The 19,689-nt window shown below is 66.2% G+C and carries 17 protein-coding genes; 9 read left to right on the forward strand and 8 right to left on the reverse strand.

Annotation, left to right across the window (positions count from 1 at the left end):
- Positions 1-194 precede the first annotated feature (194 nt).
- Both AC56LH_RS04920 and AC56LH_RS04925 read left to right on the forward strand, forming a co-directional pair.
- Positions 195-989, forward strand: a complete 795-nt coding sequence (locus tag AC56LH_RS04920) for a transporter (RefSeq protein ID WP_499644519.1) — start codon at positions 195-197, stop codon at positions 987-989.
- Positions 990-1,001: 12 nt separating this feature from the next.
- On the forward strand, positions 1,002-2,606 hold the full coding sequence (locus tag AC56LH_RS04925) for a methyl-accepting chemotaxis protein (RefSeq protein WP_499644521.1): 1,605 nt from the start codon (positions 1,002-1,004) through the stop codon (positions 2,604-2,606).
- 51 nt (positions 2,607-2,657) lie between these two features.
- Here the strand turns inward: AC56LH_RS04925 and ppc are convergent, their stop codons facing one another.
- Positions 2,658-5,489, reverse strand: a complete 2,832-nt coding sequence (ppc, locus tag AC56LH_RS04930) for a phosphoenolpyruvate carboxylase (protein ID WP_499644523.1) — start codon at positions 5,487-5,489, stop codon at positions 2,658-2,660.
- 149 nt (positions 5,490-5,638) lie between these two features.
- On the opposite strand from ppc, the gene hemC reads away from it, so the two are divergent.
- From hemC to ppa, 5 genes are all read left to right on the forward strand, one after another.
- Complete coding sequence (hemC, locus tag AC56LH_RS04935; RefSeq protein WP_499648397.1) at positions 5,639-6,646, forward strand: hydroxymethylbilane synthase; 1,008 nt, start codon at positions 5,639-5,641, stop codon at positions 6,644-6,646.
- A 1-nt stretch (position 6,647) separates the two neighbouring features.
- Positions 6,648-7,436: a uroporphyrinogen-III synthase gene (locus AC56LH_RS04940; RefSeq protein ID WP_499644525.1), complete on the forward strand. Its 789-nt coding sequence runs from the start codon at positions 6,648-6,650 to the stop codon at positions 7,434-7,436.
- On the forward strand, positions 7,433-8,617 hold the full coding sequence (locus tag AC56LH_RS04945; RefSeq protein WP_499644527.1) for a uroporphyrinogen-III C-methyltransferase: 1,185 nt from the start codon (positions 7,433-7,435) through the stop codon (positions 8,615-8,617). The genes AC56LH_RS04940 and AC56LH_RS04945 overlap by 4 nt, the downstream gene beginning before the upstream one ends.
- A 2-nt stretch (positions 8,618-8,619) precedes the next feature.
- Positions 8,620-9,816: a heme biosynthesis protein HemY gene (locus AC56LH_RS04950; protein WP_499644529.1), complete on the forward strand. Its 1,197-nt coding sequence runs from the start codon at positions 8,620-8,622 to the stop codon at positions 9,814-9,816.
- A gap of 61 nt (positions 9,817-9,877) precedes the next feature.
- Positions 9,878-10,417 (forward strand): inorganic diphosphatase, encoded by a 540-nt coding sequence (gene ppa, locus AC56LH_RS04955; RefSeq protein ID WP_258837489.1) that lies wholly within the window; start codon positions 9,878-9,880, stop codon positions 10,415-10,417.
- Positions 10,418-10,477: 60 nt separating this feature from the next.
- On the opposite strand, the gene AC56LH_RS04960 is transcribed toward ppa, so the two are convergent.
- The 7 genes from AC56LH_RS04960 to AC56LH_RS04990 all read right to left on the reverse strand — a co-directional run bounded on the left by AC56LH_RS04960 (position 10,478) and on the right by AC56LH_RS04990 (position 18,512).
- Positions 10,478-11,146, reverse strand: a complete 669-nt coding sequence (locus AC56LH_RS04960) for a choice-of-anchor J domain-containing protein (RefSeq protein WP_499644531.1) — start codon at positions 11,144-11,146, stop codon at positions 10,478-10,480.
- Positions 11,147-11,337: 191 nt separating this feature from the next.
- Positions 11,338-12,423, reverse strand: a complete 1,086-nt coding sequence (locus AC56LH_RS04965; protein WP_499644533.1) for a branched-chain amino acid ABC transporter permease — start codon at positions 12,421-12,423, stop codon at positions 11,338-11,340.
- Positions 12,424-12,425: 2 nt separating this feature from the next.
- Positions 12,426-13,448, reverse strand: coding sequence for a branched-chain amino acid ABC transporter permease (locus AC56LH_RS04970; RefSeq protein ID WP_499644535.1), 1,023 nt, complete (start codon positions 13,446-13,448; stop codon positions 12,426-12,428).
- 8 nt (positions 13,449-13,456) lie between these two features.
- A complete protein-coding gene (locus AC56LH_RS04975; RefSeq protein ID WP_499644538.1) occupies positions 13,457-14,203 on the reverse strand; it encodes an ABC transporter ATP-binding protein in 747 nt (248 codons plus the stop codon).
- The gene (locus AC56LH_RS04980) at positions 14,190-14,987 is read right to left on the reverse strand and encodes an ABC transporter ATP-binding protein (RefSeq protein ID WP_499644539.1); all 798 of its coding nucleotides are present in this window, start codon (positions 14,985-14,987) and stop codon (positions 14,190-14,192) included. Before AC56LH_RS04980 ends, AC56LH_RS04975 begins: the two co-directional genes overlap by 14 nt.
- 1 nt (position 14,988) lies before the next feature.
- The gene (locus tag AC56LH_RS04985) at positions 14,989-16,188 is read right to left on the reverse strand and encodes a substrate-binding domain-containing protein (protein ID WP_499644541.1); all 1,200 of its coding nucleotides are present in this window, start codon (positions 16,186-16,188) and stop codon (positions 14,989-14,991) included.
- 41 nt (positions 16,189-16,229) lie between these two features.
- Positions 16,230-18,512 (reverse strand): TonB-dependent receptor, encoded by a 2,283-nt coding sequence (locus tag AC56LH_RS04990; RefSeq protein ID WP_499644543.1) that lies wholly within the window; start codon positions 18,510-18,512, stop codon positions 16,230-16,232.
- On the opposite strand from AC56LH_RS04990, the gene AC56LH_RS04995 reads away from it, so the two are divergent.
- Positions 18,511-18,702 (forward strand): hypothetical protein, encoded by a 192-nt coding sequence (locus AC56LH_RS04995; RefSeq protein ID WP_499644545.1) that lies wholly within the window; start codon positions 18,511-18,513, stop codon positions 18,700-18,702. The genes AC56LH_RS04990 and AC56LH_RS04995 overlap by 2 nt on opposite strands.
- 57 nt (positions 18,703-18,759) lie before the next feature.
- On the forward strand, positions 18,760-19,680 hold the full coding sequence (locus tag AC56LH_RS05000; protein ID WP_499644547.1) for a LysR family transcriptional regulator: 921 nt from the start codon (positions 18,760-18,762) through the stop codon (positions 19,678-19,680).
- Positions 19,681-19,689 lie beyond the last annotated feature (9 nt).

Raw genomic sequence — 19,689 nt, forward strand, 5'->3', positions numbered from 1 at the left:
CCACCTTCCAGAATAAATCATCGACATGCCCCGAACACGATTCTTTGTCACTCTCCCAAGTAAACCGTGGTTGTCAACACACACGTTTTATTGAACACCAGAAATAAATTCGGACAGATGTTCTATGTTCCCCGATTTTTGCAATACTTGACCTGCACTCCAGGCCTTGATTTTTTTCCTTGAAAGACTGCAGCATGCCTACCATCACACTCCCGCGCCTTGCCCATACCTGTCTCGCCAGCCTCGCGCTGCTGGCCCCGCTGTCAGCCATTGCTGGCGATGACGGGATCGTCACCGACCGTCCCGATTTCGTCGAGTCCAGCAATGTGGTCGGCCGTGGCCGGTTCCAGATCGAGACCAGCGTGCTGGCCGAGCGGGACAAGACCGATGGCGTTCGCGCGCGGACCTACAGCATGCCGACGCTGCTGCGTTACGGCGTGGGCGACGTGCTCGAACTGCGGCTTGAAACCGACGGTCGTACGGTCCAGCATGCAGGCGGCGAGGGCACATCAGCCGGCTACGCCGACACGGCGCTCGGCGTGAAGTGGCACGTGCAGGACGAGGCGCCAGGGAGCCCGTCGGTGGGTGTGCTGCTGCATGCCGACCTGGACAGCGGGTCGCGCACCTGGCGCGGTCAGGGCGTGCGCCCGTCGCTGCGTGTGGCGGCCGAATGGGAATTGCCGGGCGACCTGTCGCTGGGCGTGATGCCCGGCATCGGCCGTGAGCGCAACGAGGACGGCAAGGGCTACGGCTACGGTATCTTCGGCGTGGTGCTTGGCAAGGAATTGACGCCGACCTGGCGCGCATTCGTCGAAGTGGCGGCGCCGCAGATCGCCCGCAGCGCTAACGGCGGCACCGTGGCCACCTTCGACACGGGCATGGCATGGCTGCTGTCGGACCGCTGCCAGCTCGACACCATGCTGTCGCTGGGCCTGAACCGGCGCACGCCCGATGCCGCGCTCACGGTCGGGGTATCGTTCAAACTGTAGGGAGAATTCACCATGAATCTGACCATCCGGCACCGGCTGTTTCTATCGAATCTGGCAGCAGTGTTTCTGGCCGCCGTGGTGGCCAGCATCGGCTACGGCGCGATGTTGTCGCTGGAGACGGCGATGAACGCGATCACCGACAATGGCAGCGCGCTGAAGCACCAGTTGCAGGCCGACATGGCGCACGACGCCTTGCGCGCCGACGTGCTGGCCGCGTTGATCGCCGGGCCGGATGACGCAGGCAAGCAGGCCGAGGTCCGGCGCGATCATGCGCAGCACGCCGCGACACTGGCCGGGTTGATCGATACGCTGGCCAGGGAAGATTCGGATGCGGCCCTGCAGAACGCCATTCCCGCCGTGCGCGCCGACGTCGATGCGTACCTCAAGAGCGTGGCGCGGATGATCGACCTGGCGTTCACGGATCCCGTTGCGGCGCGCCAGGCACAGGCAGACTTCATGGGGCATTTTCGCAAGCTGGAAACCAGCATGGGTGAACTGAGCGATACCATCGGGGCCAGCGCGGAGGCCACGCGCGTTGGTGGCCACGCACTCGTCGAGCGCTCGGAAACCATGCTGCTGCTCGCTGCCCTGATTGCCGTGATGCTGATGGTGGTGGTGGGCCAGCTGTCCGCACGCGCCATCCGGCGCCCGCTGGAGGAAGCGGTGGCGTTTGCAGGCCGCATCGCCGACGGCGACCTGGGCGTGACACTGGAATGCAACGCCGCCGACCAGACGGAAACCGGACGCCTGAAGGTGGCGCTGCAGCGGATGCGCGCCAACCTGCACGGGGTGGTGAGCCAGGTGCGCGGCAGCGCCGACGCGATCGAGACGGCGTCCGGTGAAATCGCCAGCGGCAACCTGGACCTGTCGCGCCGCACCGAGCAGCAGGCCGGCGCGCTGGAAGAAACGGCGGCATCGATCGAAGAACTGGCGGCGACGGTCAAGCAGAATGCCGACAGCGCCTTGCAGGCCAACACGCTGTCGGCATCGGCCTCCGAAGTGGCGGTCAAGGGCGGCGAGGCGGTGGCGCGCGTGGTCGACACGATGGGCGCGATCCACACGTCGTCGCGCCGCATCGTCGACATCACCGGCACGATCGAATCGATCGCGTTTCAAACCAACATCCTGGCGCTCAATGCGGCGGTGGAAGCGGCGCGCGCCGGCGAGCAGGGCCGCGGCTTTGCGGTCGTGGCATCCGAGGTGCGCAATCTGGCCCAGCGCGCCAATGCGGCAGCCGGTGAAATCAAGGTGCTGATCGACGAGTCGGTGCGCCACGCCGACAACGGGATTTCGCTCGTTGCGGCGGCCGGCGGCACGATGGACGAGATCGTGGCGAGCGTGCGGCGCGTCACCGATATCGTGGCCGAGATCGCCACTGCCAGTCATCGGCAGGGGCTGGGGATTGCACAGGTCAATAGTGCGATCGGGGACATCGACGCCGTCACGCAGCAGAACGCTGCGCTGGTGGAGCAGGCCGCAGCGGCAGCGGCGTCGATGCAGGAGCAAACGGCCAACCTCAGTGTGCTGGTCGGGAATTTCAAGCTGGGTCAGGCGGCACCAGCCCAGCCGGCGGCCGTGGACCGGCGCCGGCAGCCTGCCGCGCTGCAGTTGGCCTGAGCGGCTGCGCAGCGCGATTACCCGGGCCGCTGGCCCGGGTACGACGAACGGTCAGCCGGTATTGCGCAGACCGGCCGCCACGCCGTTGATCGACAGGTGGATGCCCCGGTGCACGCGCGCGTCGACCTGGCTTGCCGGATCGAGCGCCAGCGCCCGGTGCCGGCCGATCAACTCGACCTGCAAGTGGTTCAGCGGGTCCAGGTAGGCGAAGCGGTTCTGGATCGAACGGGCCAGCAGCGGATTGCCCTGCAGACGCTCGCCCGTGCCGGTGATCTCTTCCAGGATGGTCAGCGTGAGCGCGTGTTCGGCCGTGATGCGCTTGAAGATCCGCTCGCGCAGCTCCACGTCGGCCACCAGTTCGGCGTAGCGCCGGGCGATTGGCAGATCGGTCTTGGCCAGCACCATGTCCATGTTCGACAGCAGCGTGGCAAAGAACGGCCATTCCCGGAACATCGTGCGCAGCTCGGCCAGTCTGTCTTCACGCTCGCCCTCGACCTCCCCCAGCCAACCGTTGACGGCCGAGGCAAAGCCGAACCAGCCTGGCAGCAACAGGCGGCACTGGCCCCACGAGAAGCCCCACGGGATCGCGCGCAGGTCTTCGATGCGACGGGTCGACTTGCGCGAAGCAGGGCGCGAACCGAGGTTCAGCTCCGCGATCTCGGCGATCGGCGTGGCGGCAAAGAAGTAATCGGTAAAGCCGGGCGTGTCGTAGACCAGGTCGCGGTAGGCCTTGTAGGCGCGGTTGGACAACCCGGCCATCACGGATTCGAAGCGGTGCAGGCGGCCCGTCTGCGCTTCGCTCGCGGTGTTGGGCGTCAGGCTCGCTTCCAGCGTGGCCGAGACCAGCAGCTCCAGGTTGCGCCGGCCGATTTCGGCATTCGAGAACTTGGACGCGATGATCTCGCCCTGTTCGGTCAGGCGGATCTGGCCATTGACGGTGCCCGGCGGCTGGGCGCGGATCGCGTCGTAGCTCGGACCGCCGCCACGACCGACCGTGCCGCCCCGGCCGTGGAACAGGCGCAGCTTGACCTTCTGCTGCGCGAACACCTCGACCAGTTTCAGTTCGGCCTGGTACAGCTCCCAGTTGGATGTGAGGAAGCCTCCGTCCTTGTTCGAGTCGGAGTAGCCCAGCATGACTTCCTGCAGGTGGCCCTGTTTTGCGATCACGCTGGCGACGAACGGCAGCGCCATCCACGCATCCATGATCCCGGCCGCGCGCTGCAGGTCGGGGATGGTTTCGAACAGCGGGATCACCATCACTTCGCCCGTTGCGCTGCCGGCGCGCAGCAACCCGGTTTCCTTTTGCAGCAGCAGCACTTCGAGCAGGTCGGACACCGTCTCGGTGTGCGAGATGATGTAGTTGCGGATCGCGCGCGGGCCGTAGCGCAGACGGATCTCGCGCGCGCAGCGCAGGATTGCCAGCTCGGAGGTCGTCTCTTCGCCGTAGGTATCCCATGGCGAGATCAGGGGCCGGGCGCTGTCGAGTTCGCGCAGCAGCAGCGCGACCTTGGCGTCTTCGTCGAGTGCGGCGTAGTCAGCCTCGACCCCGGCGCGGGCCAGCAGTTCGGCCAGCACGCGCTCGTGGATGTCCGAGCTCTGGCGCATGTCGAGCGAGGCCAGATGGAAGCCGAAGATGCGCGCCGCGCGCAGCAGGCCGGCCAGGCGCGGCATGGTCAGCATGGCGCCGTGATTCCGGCGCAGCGAGTCGGCCAGCGTTTCGAGGTCGGCTGCAAACAGTTCGGGGTCGAGGTAGGGCGCGGCGTGGCCGACTTCCTTGCGCAGGATGTGGCCCACGCCCAGTTCGCGCGCAGTGGCGGCCAGGCGCGCGTAGATGCCGATCAGCGCGCGCCGGTAAGGCTCGTCGCTGCGGTGCGGCGACGCGTCGGGCGAGTTCTGGGCCAGCAGCTCCAGCGCCGGCGTGACGTCCACCAGCAGCGTGGAGGCCGACAGTTCGGCGCCGAGCGCATGGACTTCGTCGAGATAGAAGTCGAGGATCGTCGTCGACTGGCGCGTCAGCGCATGGCGCATCGTGTCGGCGTTGACGTTCGGGTTGCCGTCACGGTCGCCGCCGATCCAGCTGCCCATCTGCAGGTACGATGCGTGCGGTTTGGGGACATCATCCTGTGCACCGTCGTCAGGGCCATATTGTTCTTCGATCTCGAACTCGATATCGTCGTACAGCGCCGGCAGCTCGCGCAGGAACGTGATGCGGTAGTAGGACAGCGCGTTGTCGATTTCGTCGGCCACCGTCAGCTTCGAGTAGCGCAGCATGCGCGTCTGCCACAGCGTGGCGATGCGTGCATGCAGCATCTGCTCGTTGCGCTGGCGCTCGCGCGGCGTGAGCGGCGTGTCGCGTTCGGCCAGCAGGCGGGCGATATCGTGTTCGGCGTCCAGGATGCTCTTGCGCTGCACCTCGGTCGGGTGGGCCGTGAGCACGGGCGAGATCAGCGCATCGTTGAAGAATGCCCGGACTTCGTCGCGCCCGATGCCGGCGCCGGCCAGCTTGTCCAGCGCGTAACCGATGCTGCCCGCACGGGGCGTGGAGCCACCCAGCAGGTGCGCGCGGCGGCGGCGGTTGTGGTGCTGGTCCTCGGCGATATTGGCCAGGTGCGAAAAGTACGAAAACGCGCGCACGACCGAAATGGTCTGGTCGCGCGTGAGCCCGTGCAGCATCGTAGTGAGTTCTTTGCTGGCGTCGGGATCGTCGTCGCGCCGGAAGCGCACGGCGGTCTGGCGGATGGTTTCGACCAGGTCGAAGACCTTGGCGCCTTCCTGGTCGCGCAGCACGTCGCCGAGCAGGCGCCCGAGCAGGCGGATGTCTTCTTTGAGCGGCGCGTCCTTGTCGGCGCCGATGGATACGTCAGGGAGAGCAGGGTTGTTCATATCGACCACAAGTAAGCGTTGTGCGAGGGCGGTTGGCCACGGTCTGCAAGAGGCCCCCATGATAAAATTTGTGATCTTATGCAGGGAGCGGTTACCGGCACCGGCCGGATCGGCCCAATGACAGTGAAAGAATTCGTGTGTTAGCAGCTATAAATCAGGGAACTTCGCAAGGTACTTCGCAGGGTACTTCGGCGTCAGCGCCGTCAAAACTCATTATCGCATCCCGCGAGAGCCGCCTGGCCATGTGGCAGGCGGAGCACGTACGCGACCGGCTCGTCGCATTATATCCACAGTGCCGCGTCGAGATTCTCGGGATGACGACACGGGGCGACCAGATTCTCGACCGCACGCTGTCGGCCGTCGGCGGCAAGGGCCTGTTCGTCAAGGAACTCGAAGTCGCGATGGCCGAAGGCCGCGCCGACCTGGCCGTGCACTCGCTCAAGGACGTGCCGATGGAGCTGCCCGAAGGCTTCGAGCTGACCGCCGTGCTCGAACGCGAGGATCCGCGCGACGCGTTTGTCTCGAACGATTACGACAGCCTGGCCGCGCTGCCCCCCGGCGCGATCGTTGGCACCAGCAGCCTGCGTCGCCAGTCGCTGATCGCGGCGCGCTATCCGCACCTGGTCATCCTGCCGCTGCGCGGTAACCTGGATACGCGGCTGGGCAAGCTCGATCGCGGCGAATATGCCGCCATCATCCTAGCCGCGGCGGGCCTCAAGCGCCTCGGCCTGCCGCAGCGCATCCGCGCACTGCTCGAACCCGAAATGAGTTTGCCGGCGGCCGGGCAGGGCGCGATGGCGATCGAAATCCTGAGCAGCGCACGCAGCGACGGCGTCGACCTGCGCGCCGTGCTCGCCCCGCTGAACCACGACGACACGGCCAGCGCCGTGCTGGCCGAGCGCAAGGTGTCGCGCATCTTTGGCGGCAGCTGCCAGATCCCGCTGGCAGCGTTCGCCACCGTGCAGGACGGCCAGCTGCGCCTGCGCGCGATGGTTGCCACGCCCGACGGCAAGCGCAGCGCGCACGCCGAAGTGAGCGGCCCGGTCGAGCAGCCCGAGTACCTGGGCGAGCAGGTGTCCGAGTTGCTGGCCCAGCAGGATGCGAATGCGATCCTGGCGGCGTGCCGTCTCGATGCCGCGGCAAACCAGGATGCCTGACATGCCTGAGACGGCGCGCGTCGTCGTCGTCACGCGCCCGCGCGCGCAGGCCGATGCGCTGGCGCAGGCGGTGTCCGCCAGCGGCCGCACGGCCGTGCTGCTGCCGCTGCTCGAGATCAGCCCGGTCGAGGATGCCGCGCCGCTGCGCGCAGCGCTGGCTGAACTTGACCGCTTTGCGCTGGTGGCGTTCGTTTCGCCCAATGCCATTGACGCCGCGTTTGCGCACATCGACGCCTGGCCCGTGGCCGTGCCGGTGGCGATCGTCGGCGATGGCAGCCGCGCTGCGCTGGCGCGCCGCGGCGTCACCGGTGACGCGTATACGATCTTCAGTCCGGCCGACAGCGCGCACAGCGATTCCGAGCACCTGCTGCAGCGCCTCGACCTGGCAGCGTACGCCGGCAAGCGCGTGCTGATCGTGCGCGGCGACGGTGGCCGCGAGCTGCTGGCCGACGCCTTGCGCGCAGCCGGCGCCCGGGTTGAGCCGGTGGCCGCCTACCGCCGCGCGACGCCGGTATTGACGGCGGAACTGGCCACACGATTGCGCGCCTTGCTGGCGCAGCCAAACGACTGGATAATCACGAGCTCGGAAGCCCTGCGCGGACTAGCCGGGCTGGTGCAAGCCATCGACGACGATGGTAACGAAGCGTTGCTGCTCTGTCTGAGGCAGCAGCGCCTGATCGTGCCCCATGCGCGGATTGCACAGACGGCCCGCGATCTGGGCCTGGAACACGTGCTTCTCACCGGTTCCGGCGATGCACGCCTATTAGCAGCGTTACAATCACAAGAATGAACGAATTGCCGAACAACCCAGACCAGCCCCAGGCCAGTGTGCCCGCTCCCAGCCTTGCCAAGCCGGAGGAGGCGCAGGTGCCGCCTGCTGCGCCGCCGCGCATGAACGGTCCTGCCACGCGCGGCCTGTTTGAGCGCGTGGCGCGGCCCTTGCCGCTGGCCGTCATCGCGCTGGCCGTGCTGCTGGTGGTGCAGACGGTTTCGTCGCACAGCCGCATCAATTCGCTGCGCCAGGACATGGCGCGCAGCCTGCAGAAGGGCAATGCCGTCAATGCCGAAACGGCGGCGCTCGCGCGCGACGTGGCGGATCAGTCGAAAGAGCTGCAGATCAAGGTCGGCGTGCTGGAGAGCCGCCAGAGCGAAGCGCAGAGCCAGCAGGTCGCGCTCGAGCAGCTCTACAAGGATCTGTCGCAAAACCGCGACGAGTGGGCGTTGTCCGAAATCGAGCAGGTGCTCGCCACTGCAAGCCAGCAACTGCAACTGGCCGGCAATGTGCAGGGCGCCCTGATCGCGCTGCAGAACGCCGACCGCGCAGTCTCGAGCTCGAATGCACCGCAGTTTTTGACCATCCGCCGCGCGATCGCGGCCGACATCGACAAGCTCAAGGCCTTGCCGGCCGTCGACCTGGCCGGCGTCGCGCTGCGCCTGGATAATGTGATCGTTCAGGTCGAGACGCTGCCGATGCTGGCCGACGAAAAGCCGCTGCTGCCGGTGGCCCCGGTGCGCACGACGCGCCGGCTCGAGGCCGCCGCCGCGCCTGTCAAAACTGCCGCGCCGGCCGTCCCGCCCGAGTCGCTCGGCGTGGGCCAGCGCCTGCTGCAAACCTGGAGCATGTGGAGCCAGGAGATGTGGGACGACGTGCGCCAGCTGATCCGCGTGCGCAGCGTCGACGACCCCGAGGCGCTGATGCTCTCGCCAAGCGAATCGTTCTTTGTGCGCGAAAACCTCAAGCTGCGCCTGCTCAATGCACGGCTGGCGCTGTTGTCGCGTAACGAAGCCACGTTCCGCGACGACCTGGCCACCGCCCAGACCATGCTGGCCAAGTACTTCGACACGCGCGCCCGCACGACGCAATCAGCCCAGGCGGCACTGCGCCAGGTGCAGGCCAACGACCTGACGATCGAATTGCCGACGCTGGCCGAGAGCCTTGGCGCGGTGCGCAACTACAAAGCGAAGCAATAACCATGCGCTTACTCATCTGGCTGGTTACGCTGATGGCTGCGGCCATCGGCATCGCGGTGACGGCACGTTTCAATCCGGGCAATGTGGTGCTGTTCTATCCGCCGCACCGGATCGACATGTCGCTCAATCTGTTTGTCGTGGTGCTGATGCTGCTGTTTGCCACGCTGTACGTGCTGGTGCGCACCTTCTATGCAACGGCGCGCATGCCGCAGCGGGTGGCGGCGTACCGCCAGCGCCGCCGCGAGCGCGATGGCAACAAGGGCTTGCGCGACGCGCTCAAGGCACTGTTCGAAGGTCGCTTCGGCCACGCCGAAAAAGCCGCGATGCGCGCTGCCGACCTGCCCGAGAACACGGGCCTGGCAGCGCTGATCGGCGCGCGCGCCGCGCACCGCATGCGCGAACCGGCGCGCCGCGACGCCTGGCTGGCCGGCATCTCGCATGACACGACGCTCAAGACGGCGCGCCTGATGACGCTGACCGAACTGCTGGTGGACGACCACCGGCCCGAGGCAGCGCTCGAAGCGGTGGCCGAACTCAATGCCAGCGGTCAGCGCCACATCCACGCGCTGCAGTGGGCGATGAAGGCCAACCAGCAGGCGCGCAACTGGCCCGAGGTGCTGCGCCTGGTGCGCATCCTCGACAAGCGCAATGCGCTGCATCCGGCTCTGGCACGGCGCCTGCGCGAAATGGCCTACGAAGCGCTGCTGGGCGAAGAAGACCACGACGCCGAATCGATCCGCTGGACCTGGGCCACGGTGCCCCCGCAAGATCGCACGGTGCCTTACGTGGCGGCGCGCGCCGCCGGCGCCTTCAATGCGCGCGGCCTGCACGACGAAGCGCGCGCGATTGCCGAAGAGTCGCTCAGGGCCAACTGGGACGAGCGCGTCGTGCGCGCCTATCGCGACGCGGCCAGCCCGGCCGGCTCGCCATCGCTGCTGGCCCAGATCGAAGCCTGCGAAACCTGGCGCCGCGAACGGCCGCAGGATGCCGAACTGGCGCTCACCCTCGGCACGCTGTGCCTGAAACAGAAGCTGTGGGGCAAGGCCCAGCGCTATCTGGAGCAAGCCTTGTCGGACGCGACCGAAGCGGCGATGGTGCGCGAGGCGCATCTGAAACTGGCCCAGATGCATGAAGCGCTGGGGCAGGACGAGCTGGCGGCAAAGCATTACCGGCAGTGTGCACTCGCGACGGTGTTGTAACGCGTGCCTTTCGCTATAATGGCGGACTAATTTTGACTCTTTAGCAACCAAGGATCCCATCATGAGCCTGAACAACGTCCCAGCCGGCAAAGACGTGCCGAACGACTTCAACGTCATCATTGAAATCCCGATGAACTCCGATCCGGTCAAGTATGAAGTCGACAAGGACACCGGCGCGATCTTCGTCGACCGTTTCATGGGTACGGCCATGCACTACCCGTGCAACTACGGCTACGTGCCGCAGACCATCGCCGACGACGGCGATCCATGCGACGTGCTGGTCATCACCCCGTTCCCGCTGCCACCAGGCGTCGTGGTCCGTTGCCGCGCGCTGGGCGTGCTGAAGATGACCGATGACGGCGGCGGCGATGCCAAAGTCATTGCAGTGCCGATCGAAAAAGTGCTGCCGATGTACAAGAAAATCCAGTCGCTGGACGACGTGGAAGAGCTGCGCCTGAAGCAGATCCAGCACTTCTTCGAGCACTACAAGGATCTCGAAGCGGGCAAATGGGTCAAGATCGAAGGCTGGGCTGGTATCGACGAAGCCAAGGCCGAGATCGTTGCCGGCGTGGCAGCGTTCAACAAGGGCGCCCAGGCATAAGCCAGCGCGCATGCAGTATCCGAAAGCCGGCGGTCCGTGAGGACCGCCGGCTTTTTTACCTCAGCGGCGCTCGTGGCGCTCGTGGCGGCGCAGCAGGCCAAGCACGCCCAGGCCGTCGGCCAGCAGCAGCCGGCTGGTCGGTTCCGGCAGGCGCGTGACCACGCGCACCGTGTCGAGTCCGACATGGCTCAGTCTTGCGGCGTCGCCCAGGTAGCGAAACGCGAAGCGGCCTGCGCCGTCCACCGTCAGGTCGACGTGCGATGGCTGCCATTGTGCGGGGAAATCGTCGCCGCCGCCGATGCGGGCCAGCAGCGTGTCGAAGGACGCCGCAGTGGTCCCGCTGCCACTGCTGAAGCGGATTTCGAGCAGGTCGTCGAAGCCGTCGACCCGTTCGCGGCTGGTGAAGAACGACAATGTCGTCAAGCCGCTGAGCGTCAGCGTAGGCGTGATCAGCCAGTTGTCGACGAGGCCAATGCCGTCGGCGGCGCTGAGGCGGCTCGCGGCGGCATACGTGCCGGGTTGGCCAGCCTGGGCCGGGAAGACGTCGGGATTGCCCTGGTGCCACGAGACTCCAGGCGGATCGCTGCGGTTGATGCGGACCCAGTCGCTGGCATCGGCCAGGTTGCTGAAATCTTCGCTGAGCGCCTCGATCCCGGCTGCCTGAGTGGTGTGTGGCGTGCAGGCGGCCGGAGCCGCTGCTGCGGCGAGCATGTAGTTGAGTCGTTGCATGGTAAGCCGTCGCATCGTGGGTCGAGGCTTCATCATAGAAACGGCGGGCGCCGCGGTATTGCGGTGCGTTGGGGCTGTCGGGTCACGTGTCCGGCGTGACGCAAAGGGCGAGGGGGAACCAAAAAACGTCGCCAAGGTCGTAGGGTGGTCGGGTTTCCCGTCCACGCTACGTGATTGCGAATTGAATGTTCTTAGCGCAGAGAGCGCGCCGCCAGCCACGCGCGCAGCCGCAGCTTGCCAACGATCCCCACCGGGAACCAGTAAATCGACAGGATAAACAGCAGCCCCAGCCACAGCATCCAGCGATCCGGGTGCAGGGCGGCGGCCAGCACCGGCACGCCGTCCAGCGCGGCAGCGCCGTGCGCCATCCAGTCCTTCAGGTAGTTCTGGGCCAGGATGAACAGCGTCGCGCCCACCACCGCGCCATACATCGTGCCCATGCCGCCGATCACGACGATCAGCAGGATGTCGGTCATGACCTCGAAGCCGAGCGACGTCTTTGGGCCGACGTAGCGCAGCCACAGCGCCATCAGGGCGCCGGCCAGGCTTGCCGTCAGCGCCGCCAGGACATTGGCCCAGATCCGGTACACCATCGTGCGGTAGCCAAGCGCTTCGGCGCGAAACGCGTTTTCGCGGATCGCCTGCAGTACCCGCCCGAACGGCGAATTGACCAGCCGCAGCAGGAACAGAAACAGCAGCAGGCAGCCGAAGAACACGACGTAATAGGTCAGCACCCGGCCATCGAGATGACGGCCGAACACCTCGTGCTCGACCAGCCGATAGGCAGGAGAAAGCGCGTGCGGCACGCTGAACGTGACGCCATCCTCACCACCGGTGAAGTCGGACAGTTGCGAGGCCAGCACGGCAAACGACGAGGCCACGGCCAGCGTGATCATCGCGTAGAAGATCGCTTGCACGCGCAGCGCGAACAGGCCCACCACCAGCGCCAGCACGAACGAGAGCAGCAGCGCCAGGCCGAGTCCGGTCATGGCGACGCCCCAGGTCGGCTCGTCGACGCGCGCCAGCGCCAGCCCGATGCCATACGCCCCGATCCCGTAGAACATCGTGTGGGCGAATGAGACGATGCCGGTATAACCGAGCAGCAGGTCATAGGACGCCACCAGCACGATGTAGACGCAGATCGTGGCGGCCGTGTTGAGCGGCCGCGCACCGGAGGTCAGAAACGGCGCCAGCGCGAGCCCGAGCAGGATCACGACCAGCAGCGCCGTCAGGATGCGGCTGCGCGGCAGGTCGCCCGATAACAGTTGGCGCAGCATGGTCAGCCCCGTCCCGTCGCGTACAGCCCGGCGGGCCGCCACAGCAGCACCGAGATCATCAGAACGATGCTCGAGACCAGTGCGACACCGGGTGCCAGGAAGCCCGCGTAATTGGCTACCAGCGCGGTGAGCAGCGCGCCGATGAAGCAGCCGCCGACCGAGCCCAGGCCGCCGATGATGATGACGATGAACAGCATTACCATGATCTCACCGCCCATCGCGGCCGTCAGCGTTTCCTTGTACAGGCCCCACATCACGCCACCCAGGCCGGCCAGGCCCGCACCGGCCGCAAAGACCATCACGAACAGGCGCCGGATGCGGTAGCCGAGGGCTTCGACCATCTCGCCATGTTCGACGCCGGCGCGCACCAGCAGGCCGACCTTTGTACGGTTCAGGATCAGGGACATCGCGACAAACACCACCAGTCCGACCGCCACCGCCACCAGGCGGTACTTGTCGATGGCCGCGTCGCCCAGCAGGAACGCGCCGCGCAGTGCCGTGGGCAGCGGCACGGCGATCGTTTCGGCGCCCCAGACAACGTGGATCAGCTGTTCGGCCACGATCATGCCGCCCATCGTGACCAGGATCTGCTTGAGGTGCTGGCCGTACACGGGCTGGATGAGTAGCCGCTCGAAGGCCCAGCCGAGCAGTGTCGTAACGAGCATCGCCACCACGACGGCCAGCGCCAGCACGGCCAGATTGACGGGCAGGGAATCCATCTCGAGCCAGGCGCGCAGCGGCAGCAGCACGAGTGTGGCCGAAAACGCGCCCACCGCGATGAACGCGCCGTGGCCGAAATTGATCACGTTCATCAGCCCGAACACGAGTGTCAGGCCGCTGGCCATGATGAAGATCATCATGCCCATCGCGAGGCCCGCGATGGTGAGGGTGAGCCAGGTGGCGAGGTTGCCCACCAGCGGCAGCATGGCCAGCATCAGCGCCGGTATCAGCAGCAGCGGCGCGATGTCGCGGCGGGCGGACGGTAGCTGGATCTCGGCCGGCGGTGCGGTGGGAGCGAGAGACATGGGCATTCCTAGGGGTGGGTGTCGAGGGACAGGCCGAGCAGCCGTTGTTGCAGCGCGGCGTCGCCTGCCAGCACGGCCATCGGGCCGGCATGCACCACGCGGCCGTCGTCCATCACGCTGGCCGTGTCGCCCAGCGCGCGCACGACCTGCACGTTCTGCTCGACCAGCAGGATGGTCGCGCCTTGCGCTTTCAGTTCGCGAAACGCCGCCATCAGGCTGTGCACGATGGCGGGCGCCAGGCCCTTGGTCGGCTCATCGACCAGCAGCAGTGTGCGCGGTTCGACGATGGCGCGCGCAATGGCCACCATCTGCTTCTGGCCACCGGACAGGTTCCCTGCCGGGCGGTGCCAGAACGTGCGCAGCGCCGGGAAGAAACCGCAGATCCAGTCTACGCGCGCGGCGTCGGGCGGACCGTCGCGCGCGGCCAGCACCAGGTTTTCGCGTACCGTCAGGTCGGAAAAGACCGCCATGTTCTCGGGCACGTAGGCGATGCCGGCGCGCGCGATGGCGGGCGTGGCCAGGCGCGTGATGTCGTGGCCATCGAAGTGGATGCTGCCGCTGCTGGCGCGCCACAGGCCCATGATCGTGCGTAATGTCGTCGTCTTGCCGGCGCCGTTGCGGCCCAGCAGGACGGCCAGTTCGCCGCGCGCCACCTGCAGGTCGACGCCCTGCAGGATGTGGTACTGGCCAATATGCGTGTGCACGCCGGTCAGGCGCAGCAGCGGCTTGGCCGGCGCCGGATCAGGCGCGAGCATGTTCGGTGTCGGACGTTCCAAGATAAGCCTCTTGTACGATGGTGGATGCCATGACCTCGCCCGGCTTGCCATCGGCCACCAGCGCGCCGTTGTGCAGCACGACGATGCGGTCAGCAAGCTGGCGCACGACGTCCATCTTGTGCTCGACCAGCAGCACGGTGCGGGCGGCGTCGCCGTTCACGTCGCGGATCAGGTCGAGCACGACCGGCACGTCGTCCACACTCATGCCGGCGGTGGGCTCGTCGAACATCATCACGGACGGCTGCAGCGCGAGCAGGATCGCCACCTCCAGCTTGCGCTGGTCGCCATGCGACAGCGCGCCGACCAGCATGTCGCGCCGCGCGGCCAGCGCCACGCGATCGAGGTAATAATCAGCGCGTTCGATGAGTCCCTTGTGGTCGGCGCAGACCGAGAAGAAATCCAGGCCGATGCCGGCGCGGCTCTGCACCGCCAGCCGCACGTTCTCGATCACGGACAGCAGCGGGAACAGGTTGGTGAGCTGGAAGGCGCGCCCGATGCCAAGGCGCGTGCGGCGCGCCGCGCCCAGACGCGTGATGTCGTGGCCATGCAGATGCACGCTGCCGGCGCTCGCGCGCAACTGGCCCGAGATCAGGTTGAACCACGTGGTCTTGCCGGCGCCATTGGGCCCGACGATCACGGTTAGCGTGCCGGGATAAAAGTCGGCCGTGACGGCGTTGACCGCAACGTGGCCGCCAAAGCGGATCGTCAGGCCGCGCGTGGACAGGGATGGCGCAGTCCGATCAAGGTCGCGTTCGTCGGCCATGTCAGCGCTTGTTGCGCACCGGCAGCGGCATCGCGCCGGCTGGAATCTCGCGCACCAGTTCCAGCAGGTCCCATTCGTTCTGCTGGTGCTTCTTTATGCGGAAGTGGTACATCGGCTGGAGCGCCTGATGGTCCTGGTTGCGAAACACCATGGCACCCTTCGGTGTCTCGAAGCGCATGCCTTCCATCGCGGCGGCCATGCGGTCGCCATCGCCATCCGGCGCCTTGCCCAGCGCCGCGACAACCGCGCCGGCGGCGGCCATGCCCCCGGCGGTGAACATGTCGGGCGGGGTCTTGTAGCGCTTCGTGTGCTCTGCCACCAGCCAGTCGTTCATCGGATTTTTCGGAAAATCGTAGTAGTAATAGATGGTGCCTTCGGTGCCGGCATGGGCCTTCCACGTCTGCATCACGGGCAGGATATTGCCGCCCGGGGCCAGCGCGATGCCGTAGCGCTCCGGTTTCATGGCGGCGATCTTGTTCATCGGACTAGGGCCGGCCCACACGATTGCCAGCACGCGCGGCGGCGGCTTGTCTTTCAGGGCATCGAACAGGCGCTGCGCCGATGCGGTGAAGTCAGTCGTCGCCAGCGGCGCGTATTCTTCGTGGACGACGCTGGCCTTGCTGCCGGTGGCGATCAAGGCTTCCTTGCCGGCCTTGATCGCATCGCGCCCGAACGCGTAATCCTGGGTCAGGAAGCCCACGCTGCCGCTTTTCAGCGTGCTGGCGGCGGCCAGCGCATCCTGCATCGAACTGCGCGCCGTGCGAAAAATGTACTTGTTCCACTTGTCGCCCGTGATCGCATCGGCCACGGCCGGCTCGATGATCAGGATTTTTTTATACTCTTTTGCCACCGGCAGCATGGCCAGCGCCGACGCGGACGACGTGGTGCCGACCGCGATGTCGACGCGGTCGTCGCCATACGCCTCGGCCAGCAGCGTGCGGCCCAGATCGGGCTTGCCCTGGTCGTCCTTCACAAACACCTTGATGGCGCGGCCGTTGATGGCCATCGTACTCCTGGTCAGATACTCGAGGCCGAGCATGAAGCCGTTCTCGGTCTCGCGCGCATACGTCTCGAGCGCGCCCGTCTTGCCGGTAACGAGGGCGACCTTGAACTCCTTGCCCTGTGCGCCCGCGTGCGGCGCGGCGCACAGGGTGAACGCAGCCAGCAGGAGAAGGGAGATGGTGCGAATCGATTGGTGCATGCGGTCTCCTCGTGATGTCTTGTCAGGCGTGGCTGCTGCGTTCAGAAGCGCAGTTCGAGCGTCGCCGACACCGTGCGCGGGTTCCCGTAGAAGGCTGTCAAGGTGCCTTCGTTGCCCAGGGTCGGGAACAGGTAGCCGGCCGTTTTATAGTGTTCGTCGCCCAGGTTCTTGCCGTGCAGGCCGGCGCGTACCTTGCCGTCGGCGCGGGTCCAGACGATGCTGGCGTCCCAGATCCTGTAGGAGTCCTGGTCGAGGATCGATGCGGTCTCGAACTGGCTCGTGGCGCCCTTGAACGCATAGCTGCCGATCAGCGATACGCGCCCGTTGTGGCCCATGACCGGGAGCGGGATATCGTAGCTGGCGCGCAGATTGGACGAATTCTTCGGCGTGTTCTGGAACGTGCGCTGGCCGGCCACGTTGACGTTGGCCACGATGTACTCCTTGTACTTCGCGTCGATGTAGCTGTACATCCCGGCCACCATGAAGTTGGGCGTGAGGTTGGCGACGGCTTCGAGTTCAACGCCCTTGATCCGGGCCTTGCCGGCGTTGGTCGTCACGCCGGCAAAGCTGTCGTCGCGCCCGTCGCCATTGGTGTCGATGGCCACTGAACCCGGGATCTGCACGTCCTGGTAGTCGCTGTGGAACACGGCGAGGTTGGTGGTGATGCGTCCACCGTTGAAGGCGGACTTGAGCCCCAGCTCGGTCGTCTCGATCGTTTCCGGCGCATAGCCGGCGCGCGCGGTGGCGATCGGCAGCCGCGTGCCCACCACGTTCAGGCGCGGATCGAACCCGCCGCCCTTGAAGCCTTCGGCATACGACGCGTACAGGTTGTGGGCATCGTTCATCTTCCAGCTCAGTGCCACCCGCGGCGTGAATTTCTTGTCTTTGCGCTCGAGCAGGCCGCCGCGCAAGTCGGTGTCGGTGCGAAACAGGATGGCGTTCGGGTTGCCCATGGCGGGCGAGCCGGCCAGGCCAAAGTAAATCTGGCGCAGCACGTCGCCTTCGCGTTTGTCGACCGTGTAGCGCCCGCCCAGCGACAGGTTCACGCCATCGGCGATCGTGTAGCTGCCGTCGACGTAGGCGGCCCAGGCTTTCGTGTCGATGTCGCCCAGCGTGAAGGTCGACGTGGGCACGGCGCCGGCCAGCAGCGTGTCGAACTTGTTGTAGGCGTTGGCGTCCATGTAGTACACGCCCGCCACGCCCTGCAGGCGCGCGCCGGTATAAGTTACCTGCAGCTCCTGGCTGAACTGGCGGTTGGTGTACAGCGCCGGCACTTCCATGTCGACGACGGGCAGGGCATCGAAGTCGATCGGCGCCCACGATTTGTCGCGGCGCGCGGCAGTGATCGATTTCAGGCGCCACGCGCTGTCGACGGTGTAGTCGATCATCACCGAGCCGCCGTACGAGCGCACTTCCTGGTCGCGGCCCAGCACTTTGGTGAGGTTGCCGCGCGTGTCGAACACGTCGTCCAGGATGGGCGCGCGACTCGTGCGCCCGACGATCAGACGATGGCCATTCTTGGGGTTGGAATCGTCCTGCGTGACGTCGCCGGCAAGGCGGACGAACAGGTCCTGGTTCGGCACGAGTTCAATTGAGACCCTGCCGGCGGTGACGTCCTTGTCGTAGTTGCCCTTGCGGGTGGTCAGGTTGTCGCCAAAGCCGTCGCGCGTGAAGCGCGCGAACGTGCCGCCAATGCGCGCGGTGTCGGTCAGCGGCGTGCTGGCCGTGAGCACGCCGTCCCGCTGGCCGTAGTCGCCGAGCGTGGCGCGCACGCGCACGTCGCGCTGGGGGCCAAGCTTGCGGGTGACATACTTGAGCGCGCCGCCGATCGTGTTGCGGCCGTACAGCGTGCCCTGCGGCCCGCGCATCACCTCGATGCGCTCGACGTCGTAGATATCGGCCACGGCGGCCTGCGGCCGCGCCAGGTAGATGTCGTCGATGTAGATACCCACGCCCGACTCGAAGCCGGCCAGCGGGTCGGCCTGGCCGACGCCGCGGATGAACGCCGTGAGCGTGCTGTTGGTGGCGCGCGACGCCTTGAGCGTCGTGTTGGGCAGCGACAGCGCCAGGGCAGTCACATCGGGCAGCGCCTGCTTGGAGAGCTGGTCGGCCGAGAACGCGGTGACCGACACCGGCACGTCCTGCAGCGATTCTTCGCGCCGGCGCGCGGTGACGACCACCCGGGACATGTTCTCGTCGGCGTTGGCCGCTGCCGGAACGCCCGTCGCTTCCTGAGCCTGGACGGCGCCGATGGCGCCACTGCACGCGGCCAGCAAAGCGCACGTGGACGGATGCAGCAGCTTCATCGTTCTGATCGGACGCATGGATGTCTCCTTATTGTTCGTCGCCACGGTGGATGTGTCGCTCAAAGGGGGAATGTGCCCGAGCGCACCTTGCGTCACCTTGCGCATCAACAAGCGCTCCCATGAATACGCAGTTCGAATGGCGGCGTTGCAACAGATGGTCGAACTCATGCGCGTTGCATCACCAAGCGTGCCGGTGCCTGGCGATTGAGGCCTCGTATGGGCGGTTGATGTATCCTCGTCATGTATCCATTTCACGAGGGCCCCCATGCGCAGCCAGATCAGCGACGACATCACTTTCCGCAAACTCGAGATCCTGCTTGCATACATGGAAGGGGGCAACCTGAACGCCGCCGCCCGCATGCTCGACATCAGCGCCGTCAGCGTGCACCGCGCGCTGCACTCGCTGGAGGACGGGATGAGTTGTCAGCTGTTCAGCCTGCAGGGCCGCAACCTGATTCCCAACGACGCCGCGCAGGTGCTGGCGGACGTGAGCCGCGACGTGGTGCGGCTGATGGCGGACGGGATTGCGGCGACGCGCTCGGCGGCCGGTTATTCAGCCGATCACTTGAAGATCGGCTCGCTGTATTCGCTGACGACCGGCACGATCCCCGACGTCATCATAGGCATCAAGCTGCGCAAGCAGGAACTGGAAACCGAACTGGTGCTGGGTTCGAACGCGGACCTGCTGCACAAGCTCAAGCAGAACGCGATCGATGCGGCGCTGATGGCGGTGCCCGAACCCGATCCGGACATCGAATCGATCGCGCTGTTCGAGGACGAGATATTCTTTGCGGCGCCGGCCGGCTCGCCGTATGCAGGGATGGCCGAAGTCGATCTGCGCGCCTGTGCAGACGAGAAATTCGTCTGTCTGAAGGACGGTTTCGTGACCTTCAACGGGTTCCAGGAAGCGTTTCGCATCGCCGGGTATGCGCCGACCATCGTCACGCGCGTGGGCGATATCTTCTCGCTGATGAATCTGGTGGGGGCGGGGATTGGCTACACGCTGCTGCCGGGCCGCGTGCGCCATGCATTTGGCGACAAGGTTCAGCTGATCCCGTTGAAGGACGACTATCTGATGCGCCAGACGATAGGCCTGAGTTTTCTGCGGGTGCGTGAGCGGGATCCGAACCTGCTGGCGCTGGCGGCGGTGTGCCGGATGCTGAAACACCGCACGCCAGCGAATTAACTACGTTGA

The sequence above is a fragment of the Telluria sp. LT1R51-2 genome, from assembly GCF_059685775.1.

Bases quoted from the DNA above. Each gene is read 5' to 3' on its own strand.
- AC56LH_RS04920 (WP_499644519.1), top strand. From the start codon at position 195: ATGCCTACCATCACACTCCCGCGCCTTGCCCATACCTGTCTCGCCAGC.
- AC56LH_RS04925 (WP_499644521.1), top strand. From the start codon at position 1,002: ATGAATCTGACCATCCGGCACCGGCTGTTTCTATCGAATCTGGCAGCA.
- ppc (WP_499644523.1), bottom strand. From the start codon at position 5,489: ATGAACAACCCTGCTCTCCCTGACGTATCCATCGGCGCCGACAAGGAC.
- AC56LH_RS04940 (WP_499644525.1), top strand. From the start codon at position 6,648: ATGCCTGAGACGGCGCGCGTCGTCGTCGTCACGCGCCCGCGCGCGCAG.
- AC56LH_RS04945 (WP_499644527.1), top strand. From the start codon at position 7,433: ATGAACGAATTGCCGAACAACCCAGACCAGCCCCAGGCCAGTGTGCCC.
- AC56LH_RS04950 (WP_499644529.1), top strand. From the start codon at position 8,620: ATGCGCTTACTCATCTGGCTGGTTACGCTGATGGCTGCGGCCATCGGC.
- ppa (WP_258837489.1), top strand. From the start codon at position 9,878: ATGAGCCTGAACAACGTCCCAGCCGGCAAAGACGTGCCGAACGACTTC.
- AC56LH_RS04960 (WP_499644531.1), bottom strand. From the start codon at position 11,146: ATGCAACGACTCAACTACATGCTCGCCGCAGCAGCGGCTCCGGCCGCC.
- AC56LH_RS04965 (WP_499644533.1), bottom strand. From the start codon at position 12,423: ATGCTGCGCCAACTGTTATCGGGCGACCTGCCGCGCAGCCGCATCCTG.
- AC56LH_RS04970 (WP_499644535.1), bottom strand. From the start codon at position 13,448: ATGTCTCTCGCTCCCACCGCACCGCCGGCCGAGATCCAGCTACCGTCC.
- AC56LH_RS04975 (WP_499644538.1), bottom strand. From the start codon at position 14,203: ATGCTCGCGCCTGATCCGGCGCCGGCCAAGCCGCTGCTGCGCCTGACC.
- AC56LH_RS04980 (WP_499644539.1), bottom strand. From the start codon at position 14,987: ATGGCCGACGAACGCGACCTTGATCGGACTGCGCCATCCCTGTCCACG.
- AC56LH_RS04985 (WP_499644541.1), bottom strand. From the start codon at position 16,188: ATGCACCAATCGATTCGCACCATCTCCCTTCTCCTGCTGGCTGCGTTC.
- AC56LH_RS04995 (WP_499644545.1), top strand. From the start codon at position 18,511: ATGGATGTCTCCTTATTGTTCGTCGCCACGGTGGATGTGTCGCTCAAA.
- AC56LH_RS04990 (WP_499644543.1), bottom strand. From the start codon at position 18,512: ATGCGTCCGATCAGAACGATGAAGCTGCTGCATCCGTCCACGTGCGCT.
- AC56LH_RS05000 (WP_499644547.1), top strand. From the start codon at position 18,760: ATGCGCAGCCAGATCAGCGACGACATCACTTTCCGCAAACTCGAGATC.